Raw genomic sequence first — 26603 nt, 5'->3', positions numbered from 1 at the left:
CATCACAAGATCAAGACCTGGCCAATGCAGTCACCGAGCGAAACCCGCATCAACACGCTAGACGTGGCGGGGCTGCATGGCGATCCCATTCACCGTATCGAGGCGCTCCTCCTGGGCGACTCTCGGGCGGTGAATAACCGTATCCGCACGGACCGGTCCGTGCGGGACGGTGACTTTTCCACTTGATCAAGGAGAAAACCATGGCAACTGCAAAGACCCCGGCTAAGGCCGCAGCGAAGAAGGCCGCTCCGGCCAAGAAGGCTGCACCCGCCAAGAAGGCCGCTCCGGCCAAGAAGGCCGCTCCGGCCAAGAAGGCCGCTCCGGCCAAGAAGGCCGYTCCGGCCAAGAAGGCCGCTCCGGCCAAGAAGGCCGCTCCGGCCAAGAAGGCTGCGCCCGCCAAGAAGGCCGCTCCGGCCAAGAAGGCTGCGCCCGCCAAGAAGGCCGCTCCGGCCAAGAAGGCCGCTCCGGCCAAGAAGGCTGCGCCCGCCAAGAAGGCCGCTCCGGCCAAGAAGGCTGCACCCGCCAAGAAGGCCGCTCCGGCCAAGAAGGCTGCGCCCGCCAAGAAGGCCGCTCCGGCCAAGAAGGCTGCACCCGCCAAGAAGGCCGCTCCGGCCAAGAAGGCTGCTGCGCCCAAGAAGGCCGCTGCCAAGCCCGCCGCGAAGCCTGCTGCCAAGAAGGCCGCAGCTCCGAAGAAGGCTGCCGCCAAGCCTGCCCCGGCTGCCAAGCCTGCCGCTGCTGCAACCGCTCCTGCGGCCAAGACGGCTCTGAGCCCGCAAGCTGCCTGGCCCTTCCCGACCGGCAACAAGCCCTAACCAGGCGATCCGCTGACTCGCCGCCGGGTGGTTCGTCCACCCGGATCCCGGCGAAGCAGGCAACCCGGCCCCGAAATTTTCGGGGCCGGGTTTTTTATGTGCGCTCAGCATGAGCGCACTCTTGCGGGTGCAAGTCCCGCCGTAAGTTGATCGCGACGAACGAAGCGAAGCGCAACTGCATGAGGGCGACCGAGTGTGGGGAGGAAGCGTGGAGCGAAGCTGCGTGCCGATGAACAAGAACCGGATAGAAGGCGCTGCCGAGCAGGGCGGGCGGGCATGAAACCGCGAAGCTCTCGTGATCAAGGCGAAGCGGCGTAGATCCGGCGGTTGTGCGGTGAAGGAGTGCGTTTCTTACCTGAGGAAGCCTCGCCTCATGCCTGAAAGGGCGACGGCCATGCCGGAGCGAGGTGGCAGCAGAGGTCGTAGTAGCCGAGTAGCGGGGCCGCCGAGGCCACCAGCGAGAGGCGAAGGACCAAACGAGAGCAAGTGACCGAGGACCTGGGAATGTCAAAGGCCATGCGTCAGATGCCGGAGCCATCCGGGCGGGCGGGGGTAGCGCGCGGTGAAGCCGGGCGTGAACCTGCCAGCGACGAAGCCCACGACCCGCCCCAGGAACACCAGGGCACAGGGTCAGCAATGCAAGAGGCGGGGGCTGGCACCCTGTTGGAGGCGGCGCTGACGAGAGAGAACCTGCAAGCGGCCTGGAAGCGGGTCAAGGCCAACAAGGGCGGGGCGGGCGTGGACGGGCTCGACATCGAGCAGACGCAATGCCTGCTGCAAACGAAGTGGCCGCAGATCCGCCAAGAGCTGCTGGCGGGCAGGTACCGGCCATCGCCGGTACGGCGGGTGATGACTCCCAAACCGGACGGAAGCGAGCGCGAGCTCGGCATCCCGACGGTGACGGACCGGCTGATCCAGCAGGCATTGCTGCAAGTGCTGCAACCGCTGATCGACCCCACCTTCAGCGACCACAGCCACGGGTTCCGGCCGGGCCGAAGTGCGCACGACGCGGTCAAAGCCGCGCGGGCGTACGTCCAGTCGGGCAAGCGCGTGGTGGTGGACGTGGACCTGGCGAAATTCTTCGACCGGGTGAACCACGACATTCTTGTTGACCGGCTCAAGAAGCGCATCCCGGACACGGCCGTCCTGCGGCTCATCCGTGCGTATCTGAACGCCGGGATCATGGATGGCGGGGTGGCGGTGGAGCGCCAACAGGGCACGCCGCAAGGTGGGCCGCTGAGCCCGCTGCTGGCCAACGTGCTGCTCGACGAAGTAGACAAGGCGTTGGAGGCGCGGGGCTACTGCTTCGCGCGTTATGCCGACGACGCCAACGTCTATGTGGGCAGCAGACGGGCCGGCGAGCGGGTGATGGCGTGGCTCAGGGAGCTGTATGGCAAGCTGAAGCTTCAGATCAATGAAGCCAAGAGTGCCGTGTGCAGTGCCCTCGGGCGCAAGTTCCTGGGCTACGAGCTGTGGGTGGCCAAGGGGCGGGAAGTGAAGTGCAAGGTGGCCGGCAAGGCACTGGCGAACCTCAAGGCCCGGATCCGGCAACTCACGGGACGCTCTGGCGGACGGAGCATGGAGCAAGTGGTGCAGGGGCTCAGGCCCTACCTGCTGGGCTGGAAGGCGTACTTCGGCATGGCGCAAACACCCAAGGTCTGGCGTGAGCTAGACGAGTGGCTGCGACACCGACTCAGAGCCTTGCAGCTCAAACAGTGGAAGCGCGGCACGACCATGTACCGGGAGCTACTGACACTGGGAGCCACGCCTGCTGTTGCTCGACGTGTGGCGGCCAACAGCCGCTGCTGGTGGCGCAACAGCGCAAGGGCGCTCAACAACGTGCTCACCATCACCTGGTTCGACCGATGGCGCCTGCCCCGCCTCTCCTGACCTCAAACTCTCGAACCGCCTGGTGCGGACCCGCATGCCAGGTGGTGTGGCAGGGGTGCTTCCTATGATGGGAGCCCCCTATGCCGATTGGGGAACCGATCCGCTGCTTTCCGTCACGAAGGCTGGTGATGGCAGGCGCGCCTGCGCCGACGTTCAACTGTGGAGGTGCCTGATCTTGGACAAGTCGCTCCCTGAAACGACCGCTGTGCGCGAGGTGCTGGAGTCGATCAAGAGCACCGAGGTCGTCGTCGATGAAATAGTTGCGCCCGGTGCCGTGTCCTTGAAGATCGAGGCACGTGGTGGCGGCCGGGTCGTGGCCGCGGAAGCCAACGTGCCACTGCGGCTCACGGTCACGGTGATGGGAGCAAGCGGGCCGATGGAGGCGGTCGCCACCGATGTCGTCCTGTCCTCTGACGGCAAGCTGTCCGGCGACGTGACGCTGCCGGCCAGCGCCTTTGCTCGCGGCATCGCCGATGCCCAGGTGCAGTTCACCGAGGCGGCCCAGGGCGTCACGCTCACCGCTCGAAGTGGCGACCTGATGGCTGTCACCGCCCGGTTTGTCGTGATGCCCGCGCTGGTGCCGTTCACCGGCCGCGGGCCCTTGGTGGCGAACAGAAACGAGATTCAGGGCAAGACCAGGAAGGCTCGTGCCGTGCTGCTTGAGCCGCCGCGCAACCCGGGGTCCGAGGCGCTGGCCATGCTGCGTGCCAGGCGGCCGATCGCGGGCCTGAATTCGGCTGGCCCCAACTCGAAAAAGGCAGAAGAAGAACTCGGGGCAGGGCGGTCTGGCGATGCGGGAACGAACTGCCTGTGCTGCACGATGGGTGCGATCACGGGGCAGACGACGACGGCGCTGGTGCACGCAATGATCCGCGACAAGCTCGGCCCCGACATCCGGGCGGGGCTGGATGAATCGTGGAAGACCCAGGACAAGGAGCTTGTGGACGCCGAAGTGCAGCGGCGACTTGAAACGTTGATCGCCGATTACGGGACCATGCAGGACGAAAAGATCTGGTGGCGGCTGGAGAGCCTGAAGAACTTCATGACCAAGGCCTCGGACAAGGTGCCGGGCGAGGACGTCTCGGGGGATGCACAACTGCGCGGTACGCGCGGTCTGATGGTTTCTGAGGCCAAGCGCCGCAACGCGGAGGCTGGCACCGATGGCATCCGCTACAAGGTCGTCCAGGACGGGGTGGCCGACACCGACCCGTTGAAGAGCAAGACGTATGCGCTGGATGGCGAGATGCAGGCGCAGATGGGCAAGTATCCCGACGGTACCCAGTTCCAGGTGTTCGTCTATGGGTCGATGCATCACTGGCTGTTCGCGGAAAAATACAATGGGAAGGTGGTGATGGAGGACTATCAGAAGTCCAAACCACCGGTCGGCACCAAGGCCTCAGCCAGCGGACCGACGGGCTACACGGGTGACGACGTGCCGCATCATCCGGTCGCGCAGGAGCAGTCAGGCGTTTTCACGCAGGGCTACTTCCTTGCCATCTGCCCGGAGTCGTTCGACGCCAGCCAGGCCTGGGCCGGCAACAGGGACTGGCCGCAGCTCACGATGTGAGGATCACGGCTCGTGAATCACACCCGCGTGCCGCCGGCAAGCAGCCTCAACGTCGCCTCATCCCGCTCCCCGTTGTAGAGCTTCTCCAGCGTCCGTCCAAACAGGTGGTCCGGCTCGCCCGCGACCGCCTCGAACAAGGTCAGGCAGGATTTGAACTTCATCGTGTCCACGTCGCCCAGGATGCGCTCGGCCGAATTGCCCTCGTGAGCCAGCATGGCTTGCACACAATCACGCAGCCGCGCGCCCAGCACCGGATGGGCGAGATAGGCCTCGGCTTCCGCGCGGCCTGCGATGCCGTATTCATGCGCCATGGCGCTGCGCCCCAGCCCGCGCAACTGCGGCAGCACGAACCAGATCCAGTGACCGGTCTTGCGGCCGGCCTTGAGCTCGGCCAGCGCCTGCTCGTACCGCCCCTGCTGAGCCTGAACGAAGCGGTCGAGTGTGCTCATGGCATGCCGTTGTGGGCTCGCAGCGCCTCGACGGCTTCATCGGGCAGCCAAAGCAGCGTGTTCAGATAGTCGTCCAGGCAGTCCACCAGTGCCGCACGCGGCCCCTCTCGCCAGGCAGCCGAGCCATAGAAGGCGTCCTGCTGCGCGACCAGTTGTTCCCGGCTGTCGAACGCGCGGATCAGGAAGAAGCTCTCGTGCTCATGGTCCGAGCGCCCAAAGGCCACGATGTCCATGCCGCTGGCGCGCACCAGCGGCAGCGCAGCCTGTACCGCAGGGACGAAGCGCTCGGCGCAGCCGGGTTTGAGCTTGTAGGTGCGGACCTCGATCAGTTTCATGGTCATGAGTTGGAGTGGATGCGCACTGCATGCTAGGCCTTCGCGAATGCCGAAGCAGGGCCCCCTGAGCTATCCTGCCGCCCATGATTCCCGAGCCCACCGAGGACGACGAGCCCAGCCTCGCCGTCCGCCCCCGCCGCAAAGGCATCTACGCTCTGCCCAACGCGATCACGCTGGGCGCGCTGTTCAGCGCCTTCTATGCCATCGTCATGGCCATGAACGGCCGCTTCGAGGTGGCCTGTGTTGCCATCTTTGCCGCTGCCATCCTCGATAGTCTTGATGGCCGCGTCGCACGCATGACCAATACCCAGTCAGCCTTCGGCGAGCAGATGGACAGCCTGTCCGACATGGTGGCCTTCGGTGCCGCGCCGGCGTTGATCGTCTACATGTGGGCGCTCAAGGACATGGGCAAGCCGGGCTGGATTCCGGCCTTCGTCTATATCGCCGGCGCTGCACTGCGGCTGGCACGCTTCAACGTCAACATCGGCGTGGTGGACAAGCGCTATTTCCAGGGGCTGCCAAGCCCCGCGGCAGCGGCGATCGTGATGGGCCTGATCTGGGCCGTCGTGGATCGGAAGGAGTACACCGGTGTCCAGCCCGGGGGTTGGGTCGCCTGGGTGGCTTACGGCATCACCTTGTTCGCCGGGCTTTCGATGGTGACGAACGCTCCGTTCTACAGCTTCAAAGTCTTCGACCGGCGGCGCAGCGTGCCCTTCATCGTGTTGGTTGTGATCATGCTTGGCATCGGCCTTGCCGCACTCGATCCATCGCGCGTTCTCTTCGGTGTCTTCTGCGTCTATGGCCTGTCGGGGTATGTCATCTATGGCTGGCGCAAGTCCAAGGGCAAGCCCGTCAGCGTCATCTCCACCAGCACCGACGAGCCGGATGAACGTGGCTTGCATCAATAGCCATTCATGCTAGATTCCCGACCCATGAGCCGCGCCACGCGAATTAGCCTGCTACTAGCCCTAGAGGAACCACGGGTTCGCTAGTCAGTCGCGCACGTACGCTCACACCTGACCCCAACGGCCCGTATGCAACCGCAGCGGGCCGTTCGTGTTTTCAAAGGCTGCTGGTTGCGCCACCCACCCTCGGATGGAACACCCATGTTGAAGCAACCGCAGCAAAAGTACCGCTCCTTCGCCCCGATCGCATTGCCGGACCGCCGCTGGCCCGATGCCGTGCTGACCCGCGCGCCGATCTGGCTGAGCACCGACCTGCGTGACGGCAACCAGGCGCTGATCGAGCCGATGGACATTGCCCGCAAGCTGCGCATGTTCCAGCAGCTCGTGAAGATCGGCTTCAAGGAGATCGAGGTCGGCTTCCCGTCGGCGTCGCAGACCGAGTTCGACTTCATCCGCCTGCTCATCGACGGCGGACACATCCCCGACGACGTGACCATCCAGGTGCTGACGCAGGCGCGTGCCCACCTGATCGAGCGCACTTTTGAGTCGCTGGATGGCGTAAGGCGCGTCATCGTCCACGTCTACAACGCGGTCGCACCCATCATGCGCCGTGTCGTGCTCGGCACGGACGAGGACGGCATCGTCGAGCTCGCGGCCTCGCACGCCCGCCAGATCAAGGAGCTGGCCGCCGCACGGCCAGGCGTGGACTGGCGCTTCGAGTATTCGCCCGAAATGTTTTCTGGCACCGAGCTGGCCTTCAGCAAGCGTGTCGTCGATGCGGTGACGGCGGTCTGGCAGCCGACGCCCGAGCGCAAGTGCATCATCAACCTGCCGTCCACCGTCGAGCACAGCACGCCCAATATCTTCGCGGACATGATCGAGTGGATGCACCGCAACCTGGCGCGCCGCGAATCCATCGTGCTGTCCGTGCACCCGCACAACGACCGCGGTACCGGCACGGCGGCTGGTGAGTTCGCGCTGATGGCGGGCGCTGACCGCGTCGAGGGCTGCCTGTTCGGCAACGGCGAGCGCACCGGCAACGTCGACCTCGTCAACATCGCGCTCAACCTTTACACCCAGGGCGTGGACCCGCAGCTCGATTTCTCCGACATCGACGAGGTACGCCGCTGCGTCGAGCATTGCACGCAGATCCCTGTGCATCCGCGCCACCCTTACGTGGGCGACCTCGTCTACACCTCCTTCTCGGGCTCCCACCAGGACGCCATCAAGAAAGCCTTCGCAGCCCGCCGGGAGGGGGAGATTTGGGACATGCCCTATCTCCCCGTCGACCCCAAGGACCTGGGCCGCAGCTATGACGCCGTCATCCGCGTGAACAGCCAGTCAGGCAAGGGCGGCATCGCCTATCTGCTGGAAGCGGAATACGGCCTGGAGCTGCCGCGGCGCCTGCAGATCGAGTTCAGCCAGGTCGTACAACGCGTCATGGACGACGCCGGCAAGGAACTGACGGCCGCAGACATCTATGCCATCTTTGAACGCGAGTACGGCATCGGTGACGCTGGCGCCTCCATCGTGCAGCCGCAGATGACCGAAGTAGCGGGCGGCGCGATGCGCCTGTCGGCCGAAATCGTGTTGGGTGGCTGGATGGGCCATGTGCAGGGAGAGGGCAACGGTCCCATCGATGCCTTCGTCAACGCGCTGTCGACACGCCTGGGCCAAGAGGTGCGTGTGCTGGACTACCACGAGCATTCGATCGGCAGCGGCGCCGATGCGCGCGCGGTGGCCTATCTGGAGCTTCGCGTGGGCGACGTGACTCGCCACGGCGTCGGCATTGATGGCAGCATCGTGCGTGCGTCCATGCAGGCCATCCTGTCCGGCCTGTCTCGCGCACCGGTGGCCGTGCCCCAGATTCGAGAGGAAAACGTGCGATGACCGACAAACTGATCATCTTCGACACCACGCTGCGCGATGGTGAGCAATCGCCCGGCGCGTCCATGACGCGCGAGGAGAAGCTGCGCATCGCCCGCCAGTTGGAGCGCATGAAGGTCGATATCATCGAGGCCGGTTTCGCGGCATCGAGCAATGGTGACTTCGAGGCGGTCAAGGCCATTGCCGCGGCGGTCAAGGACAGCACGGTCTGTTCACTGGCCCGCGCCAACGACCGTGACATCTCACGAGCGGCCGAAGCGCTGGCACCTGCTCACCGGGCTCGCATCCACACCTTCATCGCCACCAGCGAACTCCACATGGAGAAGAAGCTGCGCATGACCCGCGAGCAGGTGCTGGAGCAGGCCATGCTGGCGGTGCGCTTCGCGCGCAACCTGTGCGGCGACATCGAGTTCTCGCCCGAGGACGGCTACCGCTCCGACATCGACTTTCTCGCCCGAGTCTGCGAGGCCGTCATCAAGGAAGGCGCCGGCACCATCAACATCCCCGACACGGTGGGCTATGCCATTCCCGAGCTGTATGGCGACTTTCTGCGCCGTCTGCGCGAGAAGGTGCCCAACTCCGACCAGGCCATCTGGAGCGTGCACTGCCACAACGACCTGGGCATGGCGGTCGCCAATTCCCTGGCCGGCGTGAAGATTGGCGGCGCTCGCCAGGTGGAATGCACCATCAACGGCCTGGGCGAGCGCGCCGGCAACTGTTCGCTCGAAGAGGTCGTCATGGCCGTCAAGACGCGGCGCGACTATTTCGGCCTGGATGTCGGCCTCGACACGTCGCAGATCGTGCCGGCCTCCAGGCTGGTATCGCAGACGACCGGCTTCGTCGTGCAGCCCAACAAGGCCGTCGTCGGCGCCAACGCCTTCGCGCACGCCTCAGGCATCCACCAGGACGGCGTGCTGAAGGCGCGCGACACCTATGAAATCATGCGCGCCGAGGATGTGGGCTGGGCGGCCAACAAGATCGTGCTGGGCAAGCTGTCTGGCCGCAATGCCTTCAAGGCGCGGCTGCAGGAGCTTGGCATCCAGTTGGAGAGTGAAGCCGAGGTCAATGCGGCCTTCCAGCGTTTCAAGGATCTGGCCGACCGCAAGAACGAGATCTTCGATGAGGACATCGTTGCCCTCGTGATGGACGAGTCGGTCATCAACGACGCCGAGCACTACCGCCTGCTGTCGCTCGCCCAACGCAGCGAGACCGGGGAGCGCCCGCACGCAGCCATCGTCTTCGCCGTGGGGCTCCAGGAGCATCGCGCGGAAAGCGACGGCAACGGTCCGGTCGACGCGACGCTGCGCGCCATCGAGTCGGTCGTGCAGTCGGGGGCAGAGATGCTGCTGTATTCCGTCAACGCGATCACGGGTGGCAGCACGGAGTCACAGGGTGAGGTGACGGTGCGGCTGCAGCATGCCGGTCGGGTGGTGAACGGGGTCGGCGCCGACCCCGACATCATCGTGGCCTCAGCCAAGGCCTACTTGAGCGCACTGAACAAGCTGCAGAGCAAGGCCGAGCGCGTGGCAGCGCAAGGCTAGGGTCGCCGGGAGGCGCTGTAACCGGCGTGATCCTCATCACGCCCATCGCAATCGTTACCACGCGGCGTGGAATCTGGCGCGTAAACGCCTTGGTGCTCTAGGCCCAGATCGCCCGCTGCGCCCCCAAAATCTCGGTCAGAGGTCACCCGCGAGCAGCGTGCGGGCGGTCGGCGAGGGTGGTTCTGGGGCTGATCCCGATACCGCGACCTTGTCAGCCAAGGCCTACTTGCATGCGTTTGGAGCTCGTTGCGAAGCGAAAGAGCCGGTGGCAAGCCCTGAGGTGACGGCCCGTCAATACGGGACAAGAGTTCACTTGAGGTATTTCACTTAAGTTCTTATCTTGTCGGTACTTTTGGCGTCACGTACACTGCCGCCTGCGTTGGGGACCTCCGTTGAAGACATTTGCCGCCGCTTTCCTGAGCCTCACCTTCCTGGCCGCGCTGCCTGGCGCCGCCACGGCAGCCGCCGACACGACCCAATCCAGGGCCATCCGCACTCCCGTCAAAACCGCCGCCGTGCCCACGCGCAAGGTGCGCTCGGTCGTGCTGCGCAGGGCGGTCGCGCCCGTTATCTCGGCTGTGCCCACCTTCGGGCAGGTTGCCGGCCTGCACCAGGTGGATGACCCGCTGGCCCTGAAGTCCAGCGTGGCCTATGTGCTGGACCAGGACACCAACGAGGTGCTGTTCTCCAAGAATCCCCAGGCCGTGCTGCCCATCGCCTCCATCACCAAGCTGATGACGGCGTTGGTGGTGGTCGAGGCCGGGCTGTCGCTGGACGAGAAGATTTCGGTCACCGATGACGACATCGACACCGAGAAGTTCACCCGCTCCCGCCTGGCCGTCGGCACGACGCTGACGCGCGGCGACATGCTGCACCTGGCCCTGATGGCCAGCGAGAACCGCGCCGCCCATGCGCTGGGCCGCAACTACCCCGGTGGCCTGGACGCCTTCGTCGCCGCGATGAACGCCAAGGCCGAGAGCCTGGGCATGGCCGACACCCACTATGTCGAGCCCACCGGCCTGTCGAGCCGCAACCAGAGCAGCGCCGCTGACCTGGCCAAGCTCGTCAATGTGACCAGCCAAGTGCCGCTGCTGCGCGACCTGTCCACCTCCCGCGAAGCGCGCGTGGCCCTGGGCAAGCGCCTGGTGCAGTTCCACAGCACCAACGGCCTGCTGTCCAACCCGCTGTGGGACATCGGCCTGCAGAAGACCGGTTTCATCAACGAGGCCGGCAAATGCCTGGTCATGCAGGCCAGCATGGCCGGCCGCAAGCTGATCATGGTGTTCCTGGATTCCAGCGGCAAGGCGTCGCGGATCGCCGATGCCGAGCGCATGCGCAAGTGGCTGGCCAGCCAGGGCGAGACGGCGACCGCCTCTGCCAAGCTCTGAGCGGTTGAATCCAATGAAAACACGGCGCCGAGGCGCCGTGTTTTGCTTTGGCTTCAGACGCGGTGGCCCAGCGCCGACGAGATCTGAGAGGCCGTTTCCTTCAGCCGGACGACCCAACTCTCTTCCAGCCGGTCGGCCGGTGCTGAGATCGACAAGCCGGCCACCAGCTTGGCTTGGTCGTCATAGATGCCGGCCGCCATGCACCGCACGCCCAGCTCCAGTTCCTCATCGTCGCGGGCAATACCGCGCTGGCGCACCATGGCCAGCTCGCGCTCGAGTGAGCTGATGTCGGTCAAGCTGTTGCGCGTGTGACCCGACAGGCCGGTGCGCGTTGCGTAGGCGCGCACGCGCGGGCTGTCGTCGCTGGCCAAGAAGAGCTTGCCCACTGAGGTGAGGTGCAAGGGCGCGCGGCCGCCCACGGCGCGCACGACCTGCATGCCCGAGYGTTCGGAGTAGGTGCGTTCGATGTAGACAATCTCGTCGCCCTGGCGTACCGACAGGTTGACCGGCTGGTGGGTGAACTTGTGCAGCTCGCGCATGGCCGGCAGGGCGGCGTCGCGCACATCCAGCCGCGCCTTCACGAGGTTGCCCATTTCCAGCATGCGCATGCCGAGTCGATAACTACCGGCTTCGGGGCGATCCACGTATCGACCGAGGGTCAGGTCATTGAGAATCCGGTGCGCCGTGGAGGGGTGCAGCCCGGTGGCCTCGGACAAGGCCTTCAGCGACACCGGGTCCTGGTGGCTCGCCAGCACGTCCAGCAGCGAGAACATGCGCTCCAGCACCTGGATCGCCGGGGTCTGCTGGGCCTCTTTGGATTTCATGGCTTCATTGTGGGGGAGATTGCCAGTGTTTTGTATGGCGAAAGCGGGCTTCAGGAGGTGGCAAGTGGGCCTTGCCCTGGCGATAGCCAGCATGGGCGCAGCCCAGGCCGCGGAGCCGGCTTCTGCTGCGCCGGCCCCTGGCGAGTCACGGTGGGCCCGCGCGCCGCGGTTGTACGGCCGCATCACGGCCAATGAGTTGGGCCTCGTCATCAACACGGCCGACCCCTATTCCGTCACCGTGGGTGAGTACTACGCCAGGCGCCGCGGCATCCCGGCCGAGCAGATCCTGCGGGTGCAACTGCCGCTGCGCAACAGCCTGACGCGCGAGGAGTTCACGGCGCTCGACCAGGCCATCCGCAGCCAGATGCCCGAGCATGTCAACGGCCTGGCCCTGGCCTGGGTGCAGCCCTATGCCGTGGACTGCAATTCACTGACAAGCGCTCTTGGCGTCGGGTTGCAGCCCAATGTCTGCGCTCAGTCCTGCGCCGCCACGCGCATCAGCCCCTATACGGGTTACTTCGGCGCCAAGCCGTGGCTGGTCATCGGCGTGCGGCCGACGATGCAGCTGGCGGCCCGCTCGGTGCCGGCGGCCATGGCCATGATCGAGCGCGGCATCGCGTCGGACCATTTGTTGGCCGGCGGAGCGCCGGAGTCGGCCATGGCCTATCTTGCGGCGACACCGGATGCGGCGCGAAATGTGCGTGAGCGCCTGTTTCCGCCGGCCGGTGCCGTGCCTGGTGTGGCCGGCCTCGAGGTGGCTCGCGTGAAGAGCGATGCCTTGCCAGCGATGCGCCGCATCCTGGTCTATGAAACGGGCCTGATCCGCGTGCCCAAGCCACTGGGCGGGGAATGGCTGCCGGGCGCACTGGCCGACCATCTGACGTCTGCGGGCGGCCTGCTCGACAAACCGCCGGCTGATGAGGGGCAGATGAACATCCTCGACTGGATAGACGCCGGCGCGACGGCCAGCTACGGCACCGTCAGCGAGCCCTGCAACCACCTGCAGAAGTTCCCGCACCCGCAGATGCTGATCCAGGCCTATGCCCAAGGGGTGAGCGCGCTGGAAGCCTATTGGCACAGCGTGGCGTGGACGGCTCAGGGCGTGTTTGTCGGCGAGCCGCTGGCGGCGCCTTTCGCCGCCATTCCAGCCTCCGCGCCGACGCCCTGAGCGGCCGCCAGGCCTGCGCGCACGGCGCCTTCGAGCGTGGCGGGGTAGGGGCCGGCGATGTAGTCGCCGGCGGCCCACAAGCCCGGTGCGATGCGGGCCGATGCGCGCACCAGACCTGGCGTGCAGGCAAAGGTCGCCCGCTTCTCTGTCAGCACCTTGTCGATGACGGGTGGCGTGGCCCAGCTCAATTCCCGCCGCGCCTGCGCGAGCACGGCCTCTGCGCAGCCACCTCGTTCAACCCAGGCTGCAGCGCCGCTGACGACAAAGGCAAAGCGCCCGGGCGCGCCGCCAAGGGCGCCATGGTCGAAGACAAACTGGGCTGGCGTGTCTGGCCCCTCACGCAGCGCCAGCATGGGTGCGGGCAGGGCGCTGCCGGGGCTGCTCAGGTAGACGGTGATGATGGGCTCAAAGCCCAGTGCGCCAGCAGTCGCCGACCAGGCGGGTGCGATGTCAGCGGTCAGCCGAGCTGCCTCGACGCTGGTGCAGGCCAGCACGACTCCGTCGAAGGCTTCGCCATCGACACGCCAGCAGGGCTCGATCTTCTGTACCCGTGAGGCCAGACGCAGCCGCTCGCCCAGCCAAGCCGTCGCCGGCCCGGCAAGCAGTTCGGACAACGGTCGCCGTGGCAGGAGCAAGTCCGCACTGCCGGCGCCACTGAAGAGGGCGTCCTTCAGCACACGCAAGAAGACCTGGGCGCTGGCCTGGGGCGCCGGCGTGTTCAGCGCGGCCACGCACAGCGGTTCGATCAGGTCGCGCTTCACTTCCACGGCCAAGCCGGCGCACAGCTCGGCGACGCTCAGTCGCGTATCGCAACGGAAGCCCCGCGCCAGCCAGCCGCCCGCCGCGGTGAGCAGGCCCAGMCGCGCCGACAGCGGCCAGCCATGCTGCGCCAGCACGCCGCGCGCGAAGGCGATCAGTGGCGGGCCCGGCGGCAGTTGCAGGCCAGGCTCGCCCGGGTAAGGCAGGGCCAGCGGCAGGCGCTTCAGCACGGCGTTGGGGTCGACGCCCAGGCGGCGCATCAGCGCCAGGCTTTCGCGGTAGGCGCCGATGAGGATGTGCTGGCCGTTGTCGTACGGTGGCCCGCCCGCCACGCTGCGCGCGCGGCCGCCGAGCTGAGGCGCCATCTCGAAGACGGTGGTGTCGTGGCCGGCATCGGCCAGCGCCACAGCCGCCGCAATGCCGGCCCAGCCGCCACCGACGATGGCGACGCGGTTCACCGCCCGCGCCAGTTGGTTTTCATCGCGATCCAGAGCTTGCGCAGCGGCGTCAGCGCGATGCGCTGGTGCAGCACCTGGAAGTTCTCTCGCTCGATCTCCACGAGCAGGGCGCGGTAGATGTTGGCCATCATCAGCCCAGGCTTCTGCGCGGCCCGGTCGACCTCGGGCAGCAGCGCCAGCGCCTCGTCGTAGAGCTGATGGGCGCGCTCGGCTTGGAACTTCATCAGCGCCGTGAAGCGGTCCGAATAGCCCCAGGGCTTGCTGCGCAGCAGGATCTCGCTGGCCTTGACGCCGAACTGCTGCAGCTCGTTCACCGGCAGGTAGATGCGGCCGCGCCGGGCATCGTCGCCGACGTCGCGGATGATGTTGGTCAGCTGCATCGCCAGGCCCAGCTTGTGGGCGTAGTCGACGGTCTGCGGCTGCGTCCGGCCGAAGATGCCGCTGGCGACTTCGCCGACGACGCCGGCCACCAGATGGCAGTAGCGCTGCAGTCCCGGAAAGTCGAGATAGCGCGTTTGCTGCAGGTCCATTTCGCAGCCTTCGATGACGGCGTTGAGATGCTCCAGCCGGATGTCATGGCTGGCCGTGTGCGGCATCAGCGCCTTCATGACCGGGTGGCTGGGCTGCCCGGCAAAGGCGCTGGCCACCTCCTTGCGCCACCAGGCCAGCTTGGTCGCCGCGACACCGGCGTCCTGCGTCTCATCGACGACATCGTCCACCTCGCGGCAGAACGCATAGAAGGCCGTGATCGCCGCCCGCCGCGGTGGCGGCAGGAACAGGAAGGCGTAATAGAAGCTCGAGCCGCTCGCGGCGGCTTTCTCTTGGACGTATTGTTCGGGGCTCATGGTGCGGCCCGCATTGTCAGGGCGCGCCACAGCAGCCGCGGCAAGTCCAGAACCCCCAGGGCAGGGCGGTGCACGAGGCTGTCGTGATGACGCGCCTCAATCTTGTCGAGGATGCGCAGGCCGCCCTGGACGACCAGGCGCAGTTCCCAGCCCGCGCGGCCGGGCAGCGCAAGGGCCAGCGGTGCACCCTCGAGCATCAGCGCGCGGGCCCAGGCGCAGAGGTCGGCGATCAAGGCGCGAGCGGCAGGGCTGTCACGGCAGGCGAGCACATCCTCGGCGCTGATGCCATGGCGGCTGAGGTCGGCCTGCGGCACATAGAGCCGGCCATTGGGTCCATCACGACTGAAGTCCTGCCAGAAGTTGATCAATTGCAGGGCGGAACAGATCGCGTCAGAGCGGCGCAGCGACACGGCGTTGTTCACGCCATACAGGCCCAGCAGCAGCCGCCCCACCGGGTTGGCTGAGCGGCGGCAGTAGTCGAGCAACTGCTCGCGGTCGGCGTAACGCGGCGGTGTCAGGTCCTGCTCGAAGGCGTCGAGCAGGTCATGCAGCAGGGGCGGCTGCAGCCGGTGCATTTCTCGCGCCAGCGGTGCGTAGACGTGGGGCCAGCGCGACGACGGTGCCTGGCCGGCCACCACGGCGTCCAGGTCGGCCCGATAGTCGCGCAACGCCTGAGCGCGCTCAGCCGTGGAAGCGTCGCCCTCGTCGGCCAGATCGTCCGCCGTGCGTGCAAAGTGATAGATCGCGACGACTGCCGGCCGCAGCGCGGGCGGGCACAGCACGGAGGCAACAGGAAAGTTCTCGTAGTGGTCGACGCTGCTCAAGCTTTTTCTCAAGTTCCGCTTGCAAAGCCCGGATATGTCAACGAGGTTTGACAGTTGTCACAGGGTCTGAATACATTACTGACCCGCCGGTCATTAAATTTTAGGCCGGCCGTTCCATCTGCCGAGGTCTGCATGCCCCATCTTCTGCGTCTCGCTCCGCCCCTGCTGTCGGCAGCGCTGCTTTTTGCACTGTTGTCAGGTTGTGGCAAGCAGCCCGCCGCTCCCGAGCCGGAACGCGCGGTGCGCACACAACTCGTCAGCGCGGGCGCGGCCAGTGCCAGTCATGAGTATGCGGCCGAGGTGAAGGCGCGAGTCGAATCACGCCTGTCTTTCCGTGTCAGCGGCAAGCTGCTGAGCCGGGCGGTGAATCTGGGCGACACGGTCAAGCCGGGCCAGGTGCTGGCCCGCATCGATGCCCAGGACCTCAGGCTGGCTGAGGCTGCCGCGAGTGCTGCCGTCATGGCCGCTCGCACCAACCGCGATCAGGCCGGCGCCGACTACAAGCGCTTCGTCGACCTGCAGCGCCAGGGCTTCATCAGCGCCGCCGAACTGGAGCGACGCGACTCCGCCTTCAAGGCGGCCCAGGCCCAGCTGGAACAGGCCAAAGCCCAGTCAGATGTGCAGGGCAACCAGTCCGGCTACGCCCAGCTGACGGCCGATGGCGCCGGCGTCGTGACCGGCGTCAACGCCGAGCCCGGCCAGGTGCTTGCGGCCGGCACGCCGGTCGTGAGCGTGGCGCTGGATGGCCCGCGTGACCTCGTCTTTTCAGTGCCCGAGGATCAGGTCGCCCGCGTGAAAGCCGCCGCCGGTGTGGCCGGTGCGCTGAAGGTGCGCCTCTGGGGCGCCGACAAGACCTACCCGCTGACGCTGCGCGAGGTGTCTGCCGCGGCCGATCCGGTCACGCGCACCTTCCTCATCAAGGCCGATGCCGGCAAGCTGGACGTCAGGCTGGGCCAGTCCGCCACCGTCGTGCTGGAGCTGCCGCAGATGGCCGGCGTCATCAAGCTGCCCCTCGCGGCCGTGCTGCAGCAAAGCGGCAAAAGCTCGGTGTGGGTGCTGGATGGCGCGTCGATGACGGTCAAACCGGTGGCGGTGCAGATCGGGGGCGCCGAAGGCAATGATGTTGTCATCGCCGGCGGGTTGACGGCTGGCCAGGAGGTCGTCGTCGCGGGTGTGCATGTGCTGAACCCGGGCCAGAAGGTCAAGCGCTATGTGCCGCCGCGCACCGTGAATGCGCCGGCAGCCCCTGCGGCCTCACGCTGAGCCGGGGCGCACATGAATTCCCCGATCACCAAGGAACTCCGCGTCGGCGGCTTCAATGTCTCGCGCTGGGCGCTGGAGCATCCGGCCCTGACGCGCTACTTGATGGTGGTGCTGATGATGATGGGCTTCGTCGCCTACTTCCAGCTCGGCCAGGACGAGGACCCGCCGTTCACCTTCCGCGCCATGGTCATCCAGGCCTTCTGGCCGGGCGCCACGGCCCAGCAGATGGCCGACCAGGTGACCGACAAGATCGAGAAGACGCTGCAGGAGGTGAACCACGCGGACAAGATCCGCTCGTACACCAAGCCCGGCGAGTCGCTGACGGTCTTCCAGGTCAAGGACAACACGCCGCCCAAGGAGGTCGCCGACCTCTGGTACCAGACGCGCAAGAAGATCGGCGACATGCGCAGCTCGCTGCCCGCGGGTGTGCTGGGCCCCGTGTTCAATGACGAGTTCGGCGACGTTTACGGCTCCATCTATGCGCTGTCGGCCGACGGCTTCAGCCGCGAGGAGCTGCGTGAGCACGCCGACCGCGTGCGCCAGGCCCTGCTGCAGGTCAAGGACGTGGCCAAAGTCGAGATCTTTGGCGTGCAGCCCGAGAAGGTCTTCATCGAGATTTCGCAGAAGCGCCTGGCCCAGCTGGGCCTGGATTTCAGCCAGGTCATCAACCAGATCGGCACGCAGAACGCCGTCGAGGGTGCAGGGGTGCTGAACGCCGGCAGCGCCAACTTCCAGGTGCGGGTGCAGGGTCAGTTCACGACGGCCCAGGCCCTGGCCGAGGTGCCCATCCGTGCCATCAACCCGCAGACGGGCGTGGCCAGCCAGATGCGCCTGGGCGACATCGCCACCATCAAGCGCGAGTACGTCGACCCGCCAGCCACCAAGGTGCGCCACCAGGGCAAGGAAGTGCTGGCCCTGGGCGTGTCCATGGCCAAGGGAGGCGACATCATCGCGATGGGCAAGGCGCTGAACATCGCGCTCAAGGGCATCGAGCGCGAACTGCCGGCCGGCATCCAGCTCGAGCAGGTGCAGGACCAGCCCAAGGCCGTCACCACCTCGGTGGGCGAATTCGTGCATGTGCTCATCGAGGCTGTCGTCATCGTGCTGGCGGTCAGCTTCATTTCGCTGGGCCTGCACACCAAACCGCTGCGCATCGACATCTGGCCCGGCCTGGTCGTTGGCATCACCATCCCGCTGGTGCTGGCCATCACCTTCACGACGATGTTCTATTGGGGCGTCGGCCTGCACAAGATCTCGCTCGGGTCGCTGATCATCGCGTTAGGCCTGCTGGTGGACGACGCCATCATTGCCGTCGAGATGATGGTGCGCAAGCTCGAAGAGGGCTACGACAAGATGCATGCCGCCACTTTCGCCTACGACGTCACCGCCATGCCCATGCTGACGGGCACGCTGATCACGGCGGTGGGCTTCCTGCCCATCGGTTTGGCCAAGTCGACGGTGGGTGAGTACACCTTCGCGATCTTTGCGGTGACGGCCGCGTCGCTGATCATCTCCTGGGTCGTCTCGGTCTATTTTGTGCCTTACCTCGGCGCCTTGCTGTTGAAGAGCAAGCCGGCGGCGGACGGCGAGGTGCACGAGCTCTTCGACACGCCCTTCTACAACCGCTTCCGCGGCGTGGTGCGCTGGTGCGTGGAGAACCGCTGGAAGACCATCGCCATCACGCTGCTCGTGTTCGCGCTCGGGATCTTCGGCATGGGCAAGGTGCAGCAGCAGTTCTTCCCCGATTCGAGCCGCCCCGAGGTGCTCGTCGACCTCTGGCTGCCCGAGGGTTCGACCATCCAGGAGACGGAGCTTCTCGCGAAGCGCTTCGAGGCGCGCATGCTCAAGGAGCCGGGCATCGCCAGCGTGACGAGCTGGATCGGCTCCGGTGTGCCGCGTTTCTACCTGCCGCTGGACCAGATCTTCCCGCAGGCCAACGTCACGCAGTCCATCCTGCTGCCCAAGGACCTGACGGCGCGCGAGGAGTTGCGCAAGCGCCTGCCGGCCGTGCTGGCCGAGGAGTTCCCGGAGGCGCGCGGCCGCGTCAAGCTGCTGCCCAATGGCCCGCCGGTGCCCTACCCGGTGCAGTTCCGCGTCACCGGTGCCGACCCCAAGATCGTGCGCGACTGGGCCGACAAGGCCAAGGACATCCTGCGCACCAGCCCGAACATGCGCGGCGTCAATGACAACTGGAACGAGAACGTCAAGATGCTGCGCCTCAAGGTCGACCAGGACAAAGCGAGGGCGCTGGGCGTCACGAGCCAGAGCCTGGCGCAGTCGGCGCGCACCCTGCTGTCGGGCAGCGTCATCGGCCAGTACCGTGAAGCGGACAAGCTGGTCGACATCGTGCTGCGCCAACCGCTGGACGAGCGCGCCGTCATCACCGACATCGCCAACGCCTATGTGCCGACCAGCACCGGCCGCTCCATTCCGCTGACGCAGATCGCCAAGGTCGAGTTCGACTGGGAGCCTGGCGTCATGTGGCGCGAGGGCCGTCTCTACGCCGTCACGGTGCAGGGCGACGTCGCCGAGGGCCTGCAGGGCGCAACGGTGACCAAGGAGGTCTGGCCCCAGCTCGACGAACTGCAGAAGAAGATGCCGGTCGGCTACGGCATCCAGATCGCGGGTGCCGTGGAGGAAAGCAGCAAGGGCACAGGCTCGATCGGCGCGGGCGTGCCGATCGCGCTCTTCATCATGCTGACGCTGCTGATGCTCCAGCTGCACAGCTTCGTCCGCGCGGCACTGGCATTCCTGACGGGCTTCTTCGGTATCGCCGGCGTTGCGTTCGCGCTGTTGGTGCTGAACCGACCGTTTGGCTTTGTCGCCTTGCTGGGCGTGATCGCACTGTTCGGGATGATCATCAGAAATTCCGTGATCCTCATCGACCAGATCGAGCAGGACCGTGCCCGAGGTGTGCCGGATTGGTCGGCCGTCGTGGAGTCGGCTGTGCGGCGTTTCCGTCCTATCGTGCTGACGGCCGCCGCGGCGGTGCTGGCCATGATTCCGTTGTCGCGCAGCGTCTTCTGGGGGCCGATGGCCGTGGCCATCATGGGCGGGCTCATCGTCGCAACTGCGTTGACACTGCTCGCGCTGCCGGCGATGTATTCCGTGGTCTTTCGCGTCATGCGCCCTGAGGAGCACAGCCGGCTGCACAGCCGCTTCGTTGACAGCGAAATTCCTGGCCAGGCCTGACGAGGCGCAAGCCTTTTCGTCAGGGTTTTGCCGCCCCGTGGACCGGGGCGGCGGGCAAGCCACGCAGGATCGCTACAATCGCCGGTTTGCCGAATCGCCTACGGGGTTGCTCTTGAGCAACCCAATCAGAACCAACCCGTTGCGCGGGTGGCGAAATTGGTAGACGCACCAGGTTTAGGTCCTGACGCCTTCACGGGCGTGCCGGTTCGAGTCCGGCCCCGCGCACCACTGTCAACAACCGTTCTCCCGAGTCCATCATGGCCGTCACCGTCGAAACCCTGGAAAAGCTGGAACGTCGCATCACCTTGCACGTCGCGGCCGCTGAGATCAACAGCGAAGTCGAAGCCCGCCTGAAAAAGCTGGCCCGCACCGTCAAGGCCGACGGCTTCCGTCCCGGCAAGGTGCCGATGAACGTCGTCGCCCAGCGCTATGGCTACTCGGTGCAGTACGAAGTCGTCAACGACAAGCTCGGCGCCGCCTTCAACAACGCCGCCAACGAGGCCCAGCTGCGCGTCGCTGGCGCGCCGCGCATCGAGCAGAAGAACGAAGCGCCTGAAGGCCAGATGGCCTTTGACGCGACCTTCGAGATCTACCCTGAAGTCAAGATCGGTGATCTGGCGGCTGCGGAAGTCGAACGCGTCACCAGCGACGTGACCGATGAAGCCATCGACAAGACCATCGAGATCCTGCGCAAGCAGCGCCGCAGCTTCGCCCAGCGCCCGGCGGCCGACGTGGCCCAGGTCGGGGACCGCGTCACCATCGACTTCGAAGGCAAGATCGACGGCGAGCCCTTCGCCGGCGGCAAGGCCGAGGGTTTTCAGTTCCTGATCGGCGAAGGCCAGATGCTGGAGCAGTTCGACGCCGCCGTGCGCGGCATGAAGTCGGGCGAGAGCAAGACCTTCCCGCTGCAGTTCCCCGAGGACTATCACGGCAAGGACGTGGCGGGCAAGGAAGCTGACTTCCTCGTCACGGTCAAGAAGATCGAAGCCCAGCACCTGCCTGAAGTGAACGAGGCATTCGCCAAGTCCCTGGGCATCAAGGACGCGACGGTTGAAGGCCTGCGTGCCGACATCAAGAAGAACCTCGAGCGCGAAGTGAAGTTCCGCGTGCTGGCGCGCAACAAGGGTGCCGTCATGGACGCCTTGGTCGCGGCCTCCGAGCTGGAAGTGCCGAATGCCCTGGTGCAGGGCGAAGCGGCGCGCATGGTCGAGCAGGCCCGTGAAGACCTGAAAAAGCGCGGCGTCAAGGATGCCGACAAGGCCGAGATCCCCACCGACATCTTCAAGCCGCAGGCCGAGCGCCGCGTGCGCCTGGGCCTGGTGGTTTCCGAGTTGGTGCGCGCCAACAACCTGCATGCCAAGCCTGCCCAACTGCAAGCCCACATCGAAGAGCTGTCGCAAAGCTACGAGAAGCCCGCCGAAGTCATGCGCTGGTACCTGGGCGACCGCGAGCGCATGGCCGAGGTCGAGGCYGTCGTCGTCGAGAACAATGTCACCGACTTCGTCCTTTCCACCGCCAAGGTGACCGACAAGGCTCTGCCTTTTGACGAGCTGATGGCCACCGGCAACTGAAGAGTCCTGGCCTCACGAAGGCGCCGTGCCGCAAGGCCGGCGCCTTTTTACTTGCATCGCCATAATCTGCCCCCATAACGGCTGTTACCGGTTTAGTTTTCAAGGATCTGAATGAGCGCTCTCGAAACCAGCAATCTGGGCCTCGTGCCCATGGTCATCGAAACGTCGGGTCGCGGCGAGCGCGCCTACGACATCTACTCGCGCCTGCTGCGCGAGCGCATCGTCTTCCTGGTAGGGCCCGTCAACGACGCGGTCGCCAACATCGTCGTGGCCCAATTGCTGTTCCTGGAAAGCGAAAACCCCGACAAGGAGATCTCGCTCTACATCAACAGCCCGGGCGGTAGCGTGTCGGCCGGCATGTCCATCTACGACACGATGAACTTCATCAAGCCGGAGGTGTCGACGCTGTGCATGGGCATGGCGGCCAGCATGGGCGCCTTCCTGCTTGCGGCCGGCGCCAAGGGCAAGCGCTTCTCCCTGCCCAATGCCAAAGTGATGATTCACCAGCCGCTGGGCGGCGCTCAGGGGCAGGCTACGGATATTGAAATCCATGCGCGTGAAATCTTGAAGACTCGCGACACCTTGAATCGCATCCTGGCCGAGCGCACCGGCCAGACCCTGGAGAAAATCCAGTCGGACACCGAGCGCGACTATTTCATGTCCGCTGCCGAGGCTCAGAACTACGGCCTGATCGACCAGGTGCTGGAACACCGGCCCTGAGTTGTGAGAGGCCGTAACTGGCCCCCGGATTCGCGGTGAAATCGGGGCCCTTATCCCTACGAGGGCCCCGAGATCGTTTGGACTATCATCATTTCAGGCACCCGCCTGTCCACTGGCATCCCCGAGCAGACCCATGGCCGACAAAAAAGGCACCTCCAGCGAAAAAGTTTTGTACTGCTCGTTCTGTGGCAAGAGCCAGCATGAAGTCAAGAAGCTGATCGCCGGTCCGTCGGTCTTCATCTGCGACGAATGCATCGAGCTGTGCAACGACATCGTCCGTGACGAGATCCCGGCGCCGGCCCCCGCTGCCCGTGCTGGCAAGTCCGACCTGCCCGTGCCGAGCGAGATCAAGTCCAGCCTCGACCAGTACGTCATCGGCCAGGACGTCGCCAAGCGCACCCTCGCCGTGGCCGTCTACAACCATTACAAGCGCCTGCGCCACATGGCGTCGACCAAGGATTCGGTCGAGCTGTCCAAGAGCAACATCCTGCTGATCGGCCCCACGGGCTCCGGCAAGACGCTGTTGGCGCAGACGTTGGCGCGCCTCCTGAACGTGCCCTTCGTGATCGCCGATGCGACGACGCTGACCGAGGCCGGTTACGTCGGCGAGGACGTCGAGAACATCATCCAGAAGCTGTTGCAGAACTGCAATTACGACGTCGAGCGGGCGCAGCGCGGCATCGTCTACATCGACGAGATCGACAAGATCTCGCGCAAGGCCGATAACCCTTCCATCACGCGGGACGTCTCCGGCGAAGGCGTGCAGCAGGCGCTGCTCAAGCTCGTCGAAGGCACGATGGCTTCGGTGCCGCCGCAAGGTGGCCGCAAGCACCCGAACCAGGACTTCCTGCAGATCGACACGACCAACATCCTGTTCATCTGCGGCGGTGCTTTCGACGGCCTGGAGAAGGTCATCCAGAACCGCAGTGAGAAGTCCGGCATCGGCTTCGGCGCGACGGTGAAGAGCAAGAGCGAACGCCGTGTTTCTGAGGTGTTCCGCGAGTGCGAGCCCGAGGACATCATCAAGTTCGGCCTCATCCCCGAACTGGTCGGCCGCCTACCCGTGGTCGCCACACTTGGCGAGCTGACCGAAGACGCCCTGGTGCAGATCCTGACCGAGCCCAAGAACGCGCTGCTCAAGCAATACCAGCAGCTGTTCCAGATGGACGGTGTCGAACTCGAAATCCGCAAGCCGGCGCTTGTTGCCATTGCTCGCAAGGCCCTTGCGCGCAAGACCGGCGCCCGCGGCCTGCGTTCCATCATGGAGCAGTCGCTGATCGACACCATGTTTGACCTGCCCGCGCTCGATGGCGTCGAAAAGGTTGTGCTCGACGAGCACAACATCGAGGACACGTCGGCACGTCCCTTGCTGGTCTACCGCGAGCAAAAGGCCAGCGCCTGAGCCCCTACTAAGCCCTCAACTTGCAATCGCCCCCTCAGGCCGCACATCGACCTGAGAAAGAGAGGTCTTCATGTCCGGACATCCCATCCTCCCCGCCGACCCCATCACGCTGCCGCTGCTGCCGCTGCGCGAYGTCGTCGTCTTCCCGCACATGGTCATCCCGCTGTTCGTGGGCCGGCCCAAGTCCATCAAGGCGCTGGAAGCCGCGATGGAAGCGGGCCGCCAGATCATGCTCGTGGCCCAGAAGGCTGCTGGCAAGGACGAGCCCAAGCCCGAAGACATGTTCGAGGTCGGCTGCGTCTCCAGCATCCTGCAGATGCTGAAGCTGCCTGACGGCACCGTGAAGGTGCTGGTCGAAGGCCTGCAGCGCGCCACGACCCTGTCCATCACCGAGCCAGGCGAGCACTTCGTCGCCGAAGTCACGCCCATCCCGCCCGAGACCGAGCATGCGCCTGAAGTCGAGGCCCTGCGCCGCGCCGTCACGCAGCAGTTCGACCAGTACGTCAAGCTCAACAAGAAGATCCCGCCCGAGATCCTCACGTCCATCGGCGGCATCGATGATCCGGGTCGTCTGGCCGACACCATCGCCGCCCACCTGCCGCTCAAGCTCGACGCCAAACAGGCCGTGCTGGACCTGGCCGAAGTGGCCAAGCGCCTGGAGAAGCTGCTCGACCTGCTCGAGCACGAGGTCGACATCCTGCAGGTCGAAAAGCGCATCCGCGGCCGCGTCAAGCGCCAGATGGAGAAGAGCCAGCGCGAGTACTACCTSAACGAGCAGGTCAAGGCCATCCAGAAGGAACTGGGCGACGGCGAAGAAGGCGCCGACATGGAGGAGCTCGAGAAGAAGATCCTCGCGGCCCGCATGCCCAAGGAAGCGCGCAAGAAGGCCGACGCCGAGCTGAAGAAGCTCAAGCTGATGTCGCCCATGTCCGCCGAAGCGACGGTGGTGCGCAACTACATCGACACGCTGGTCAACCTGCCTTGGAGCAAGAAGACCAAAATCAAGCACGACCTCAAGAACGCCGAGGACGTGCTCAACGAAGACCACTACGGCCTCGAGAAGGTCAAGGACCGCATCCTTGAATATCTCGCGGTGCAGCAGCGCGTCGAGAAGGTCAAGGCGCCCATCTTGTGCCTGGTCGGCCCTCCGGGCGTCGGCAAGACCTCGCTCGGCCAGAGCGTGGCACGCGCCACCGGCCGCAAGTTCATCCGCATGGCGCTGGGCGGCGTGCGCGATGAAGCCGAGATCCGCGGCCACCGTCGCACCTACATCGGCTCCATGCCGGGCAAGGTGCTGCAGTCGCTGACCAAGGTTGGCACGCGCAATCCGCTGTTCCTGCTCGACGAGATCGACAAGCTGGGCATGGACTTCCGCGGCGATCCGTCCTCGGCGCTGCTGGAAGTCCTGGACCCGGAGCAGAACCACACCTTCGGCGACCACTACATCGAGGTCGATTTCGACCTGTCGGATGTGATGTTCGTGGCCACGTCCAACTCGATGAACATCCCGCCGGCCCTGCTGGACCGCATGGAAGTCATCCGCCTGTCGGGTTACACCGAGGACGAGAAGGTCAACATCGCGCAGACCTACCTGCTGCCCAAGCAACGCAAGAACAACGGCGTGCTGGACGAGGAGTTGGATGTCACCGAGTCCGCCGTGCGCGGGATCATCCGCTACTACACGCGTGAAGCCGGTGTGCGTTCGCTTGAACGCGAGATGTCCAAGATCTGCCGCAAGGTGGTCAAGGGCATCCAGCTCAAGACCTACGAAGGCAAGGTCACCGTCACCGAGGACAACCTCAACGACTTCCTCGGTGTGCGCAAGTACGACTTCGGTCGTGCCGAGAAGAAGAACCAGGTCGGCCAGGTGGTCGGTCTCGCGTGGACCGAAGTGGGCGGCGATCTGCTGACCATCGAAGCCACCGCGATGCCCGGCAAGGGCAACATCATCCGCACCGGTTCGCTGGGTGACGTGATGAAGGAGTCCGTCGAGGCTGCTCGCACGGTGGTGCGTTCGCGCGCCCGTCGCCTGGGCATCAAGGACGAGGTCTTCGAGAAGCGCGACGTGCACGTCCACGTGCCCGACGGCGCAACGCCCAAGGACGGCCCGAGCGCGGGTGCCGCGATGACCACTGCCTTCGTGTCTGCACTGACCGGCATCCCGGTGCGTGCCGATGTCGCGATGACYGGCGARATCACATTGCGCGGCGAAGTCACCGCCATCGGTGGCCTGAAAGAAAAGCTGCTCGCCGCTCACCGTGGTGGTATCAAGACCGTGATGATTCCGGAAGACAACGTCAAGGACCTGCAGGACATCCCCGAAAACGTGAAGAACCAGCTCGAGATCGTGCCGGTCCGATGGATCGAACGCGTACTCGAAGTCGCCCTGGAAGCCATGCCAACGCCGTTGCCCGACGAAGAGGTGGCCGTTGCGGCCGCCAAGCCGGAAGAGGCCGCGGCCAAGAGCACGGTGGTGCCGCACTGAGTGCGACTGGCTTGTCATCCGACCAAAAATTGGATTACAATGCCAGCTTCGCTAGATAGGCAGCTGCATAGCTGACTGACTAGAGAAATGAAGGAAACAAAGCGGGATTAGCTCAGTTGGTAGAGCGATACCTTGCCAAGGTATAGGTCGAGAGTTCGAGCCTCTTATCCCGCTCCAAGATTTTCCGAAAGGGAAGCCCAGGCTTCCCTTTTCCGTCAGAGTCGCACCAAACGACTCTGGCTTGGGTTTACGGCGGCGCGATAGCAAAGCGGTTATGCCCCGGATTGCAAATCCGGTTAGTCCGGTTCGACTCCGGAT

Annotated in this window: 20 protein-coding genes and 2 tRNA genes; 16 read left to right on the top strand and 6 right to left on the bottom strand. The window is 65.4% G+C overall.

Going from position 1 to position 26603, the window contains the following annotated elements:
• Positions 1–200: 200 nt before the first annotated feature.
• The 3 genes from ACXJKJ_RS02840 to ACXJKJ_RS02830 all read left to right on the top strand — a co-directional run bounded on the left by ACXJKJ_RS02840 (position 201) and on the right by ACXJKJ_RS02830 (position 4269).
• Positions 201–812 carry a histone gene (locus tag ACXJKJ_RS02840; protein ID WP_457389037.1) on the top strand — a complete coding sequence of 204 codons (612 nt, stop codon included), beginning with the start codon at positions 201–203 and terminating at the stop codon, positions 810–812.
• A gap of 498 nt (positions 813–1310) precedes the next feature.
• A complete protein-coding gene (gene ltrA, locus ACXJKJ_RS02835; protein WP_457389213.1) occupies positions 1311–2702 on the top strand; it encodes a group II intron reverse transcriptase/maturase in 1392 nt (463 codons plus the stop codon).
• A 175-nt stretch (positions 2703–2877) separates the two neighbouring features.
• Positions 2878–4269, top strand: a complete 1392-nt coding sequence (locus ACXJKJ_RS02830; protein WP_457389036.1) for a hypothetical protein — start codon at positions 2878–2880, stop codon at positions 4267–4269.
• Positions 4270–4286: 17 nt separating this feature from the next.
• Here the strand turns inward: ACXJKJ_RS02830 and ACXJKJ_RS02825 are convergent, their stop codons facing one another.
• Positions 4287–4718, bottom strand: coding sequence for a DUF1810 domain-containing protein (locus ACXJKJ_RS02825; RefSeq protein ID WP_457389034.1), 432 nt, complete (start codon positions 4716–4718; stop codon positions 4287–4289).
• Positions 4715–5059: an NIPSNAP family protein gene (locus ACXJKJ_RS02820; protein ID WP_457324615.1), complete on the bottom strand. Its 345-nt coding sequence runs from the start codon at positions 5057–5059 to the stop codon at positions 4715–4717. The genes ACXJKJ_RS02825 and ACXJKJ_RS02820 overlap by 4 nt, the downstream gene beginning before the upstream one ends.
• 77 nt (positions 5060–5136) lie before the next feature.
• On the opposite strand from ACXJKJ_RS02820, the gene pssA reads away from it, so the two are divergent.
• The 4 genes from pssA (at position 5137) to pbpG (ending at position 10774) form a co-directional block, all read left to right on the top strand.
• On the top strand, positions 5137–5961 hold the full coding sequence (gene pssA, locus ACXJKJ_RS02815; RefSeq protein WP_056198267.1) for a CDP-diacylglycerol--serine O-phosphatidyltransferase: 825 nt from the start codon (positions 5137–5139) through the stop codon (positions 5959–5961).
• 198 nt (positions 5962–6159) lie between these two features.
• Positions 6160–7848, top strand: a complete 1689-nt coding sequence (leuA, locus tag ACXJKJ_RS02810) for a 2-isopropylmalate synthase (RefSeq protein ID WP_457389032.1) — start codon at positions 6160–6162, stop codon at positions 7846–7848.
• Entirely contained in the window at positions 7845–9386 is a 1542-nt protein-coding gene (locus ACXJKJ_RS02805; protein ID WP_056198264.1) for a 2-isopropylmalate synthase, read from the top strand. The genes leuA and ACXJKJ_RS02805 overlap by 4 nt, the downstream gene beginning before the upstream one ends.
• A 392-nt stretch (positions 9387–9778) precedes the next feature.
• Positions 9779–10774 (top strand): D-alanyl-D-alanine endopeptidase, encoded by a 996-nt coding sequence (gene pbpG / locus ACXJKJ_RS02800; protein ID WP_457349619.1) that lies wholly within the window; start codon positions 9779–9781, stop codon positions 10772–10774.
• Between the two features lie 53 nt (positions 10775–10827).
• On the opposite strand, the gene ACXJKJ_RS02795 is transcribed toward pbpG, so the two are convergent.
• Complete coding sequence (locus ACXJKJ_RS02795; protein WP_457389030.1) at positions 10828–11598, bottom strand: IclR family transcriptional regulator; 771 nt, start codon at positions 11596–11598, stop codon at positions 10828–10830.
• Between the two features lie 64 nt (positions 11599–11662).
• Here ACXJKJ_RS02795 and ACXJKJ_RS02790 point away from each other — a divergent pair, with 64 nt between their 5' ends.
• The gene (locus tag ACXJKJ_RS02790) at positions 11663–12766 is read left to right on the top strand and encodes a TIGR03790 family protein (RefSeq protein WP_457389029.1); all 1104 of its coding nucleotides are present in this window, start codon (positions 11663–11665) and stop codon (positions 12764–12766) included.
• Here ACXJKJ_RS02790 and hpnE read toward each other — a convergent pair.
• The 3 genes from hpnE to hpnC are packed head-to-tail and all read right to left on the bottom strand — an operon-like array spanning position 12694 to position 15652.
• The gene (gene hpnE, locus ACXJKJ_RS02785) at positions 12694–13983 is read right to left on the bottom strand and encodes a hydroxysqualene dehydroxylase HpnE (RefSeq protein ID WP_457389027.1); all 1290 of its coding nucleotides are present in this window, start codon (positions 13981–13983) and stop codon (positions 12694–12696) included. The two genes, ACXJKJ_RS02790 and hpnE, sit on opposite strands and share 73 nt — an antisense overlap.
• Positions 13980–14828 (bottom strand): presqualene diphosphate synthase HpnD, encoded by an 849-nt coding sequence (hpnD, locus tag ACXJKJ_RS02780; RefSeq protein WP_457349625.1) that lies wholly within the window; start codon positions 14826–14828, stop codon positions 13980–13982. The genes hpnE and hpnD overlap by 4 nt, the downstream gene beginning before the upstream one ends.
• Positions 14825–15652 carry a squalene synthase HpnC gene (hpnC, locus tag ACXJKJ_RS02775; RefSeq protein WP_457389025.1) on the bottom strand — a complete coding sequence of 276 codons (828 nt, stop codon included), beginning with the start codon at positions 15650–15652 and terminating at the stop codon, positions 14825–14827. Before hpnC ends, hpnD begins: the two co-directional genes overlap by 4 nt.
• Positions 15653–15784: 132 nt before the next feature.
• Between hpnC and ACXJKJ_RS02770 the strand changes: the two genes are divergently transcribed.
• The 8 genes from ACXJKJ_RS02770 (at position 15785) to ACXJKJ_RS02735 (ending at position 26462) form a co-directional block, all read left to right on the top strand.
• Positions 15785–16915 carry an efflux RND transporter periplasmic adaptor subunit gene (locus ACXJKJ_RS02770; RefSeq protein WP_056198252.1) on the top strand — a complete coding sequence of 377 codons (1131 nt, stop codon included), beginning with the start codon at positions 15785–15787 and terminating at the stop codon, positions 16913–16915.
• Positions 16916–16927: 12 nt separating this feature from the next.
• On the top strand, positions 16928–20107 hold the full coding sequence (locus ACXJKJ_RS02765) for an efflux RND transporter permease subunit (RefSeq protein ID WP_457389023.1): 3180 nt from the start codon (positions 16928–16930) through the stop codon (positions 20105–20107).
• Between the two features lie 141 nt (positions 20108–20248).
• Positions 20249–20335, top strand: a tRNA-Leu gene (locus ACXJKJ_RS02760).
• Between the two features lie 29 nt (positions 20336–20364).
• Positions 20365–21678 (top strand): trigger factor, encoded by a 1314-nt coding sequence (gene tig / locus ACXJKJ_RS02755; RefSeq protein WP_056198245.1) that lies wholly within the window; start codon positions 20365–20367, stop codon positions 21676–21678.
• A 111-nt stretch (positions 21679–21789) separates the two neighbouring features.
• Positions 21790–22398, top strand: a complete 609-nt coding sequence (gene clpP / locus ACXJKJ_RS02750; protein ID WP_056198242.1) for an ATP-dependent Clp endopeptidase proteolytic subunit ClpP — start codon at positions 21790–21792, stop codon at positions 22396–22398.
• A 133-nt stretch (positions 22399–22531) separates the two neighbouring features.
• Complete coding sequence (clpX, locus tag ACXJKJ_RS02745; protein ID WP_056198240.1) at positions 22532–23800, top strand: ATP-dependent Clp protease ATP-binding subunit ClpX; 1269 nt, start codon at positions 22532–22534, stop codon at positions 23798–23800.
• Positions 23801–23870: 70 nt separating this feature from the next.
• Positions 23871–26285: an endopeptidase La gene (gene lon / locus ACXJKJ_RS02740; RefSeq protein ID WP_056198238.1), complete on the top strand. Its 2415-nt coding sequence runs from the start codon at positions 23871–23873 to the stop codon at positions 26283–26285.
• Between the two features lie 101 nt (positions 26286–26386).
• Positions 26387–26462, top strand: a tRNA-Gly gene (locus ACXJKJ_RS02735).
• Positions 26463–26603 lie beyond the last annotated feature (141 nt).

This window comes from Roseateles sp. P5_E1 (genome assembly GCF_054049335.1).
Note: the sequence above shows the minus strand (reverse complement) of the source record. Positions and strands in the feature narration are given on the sequence as shown.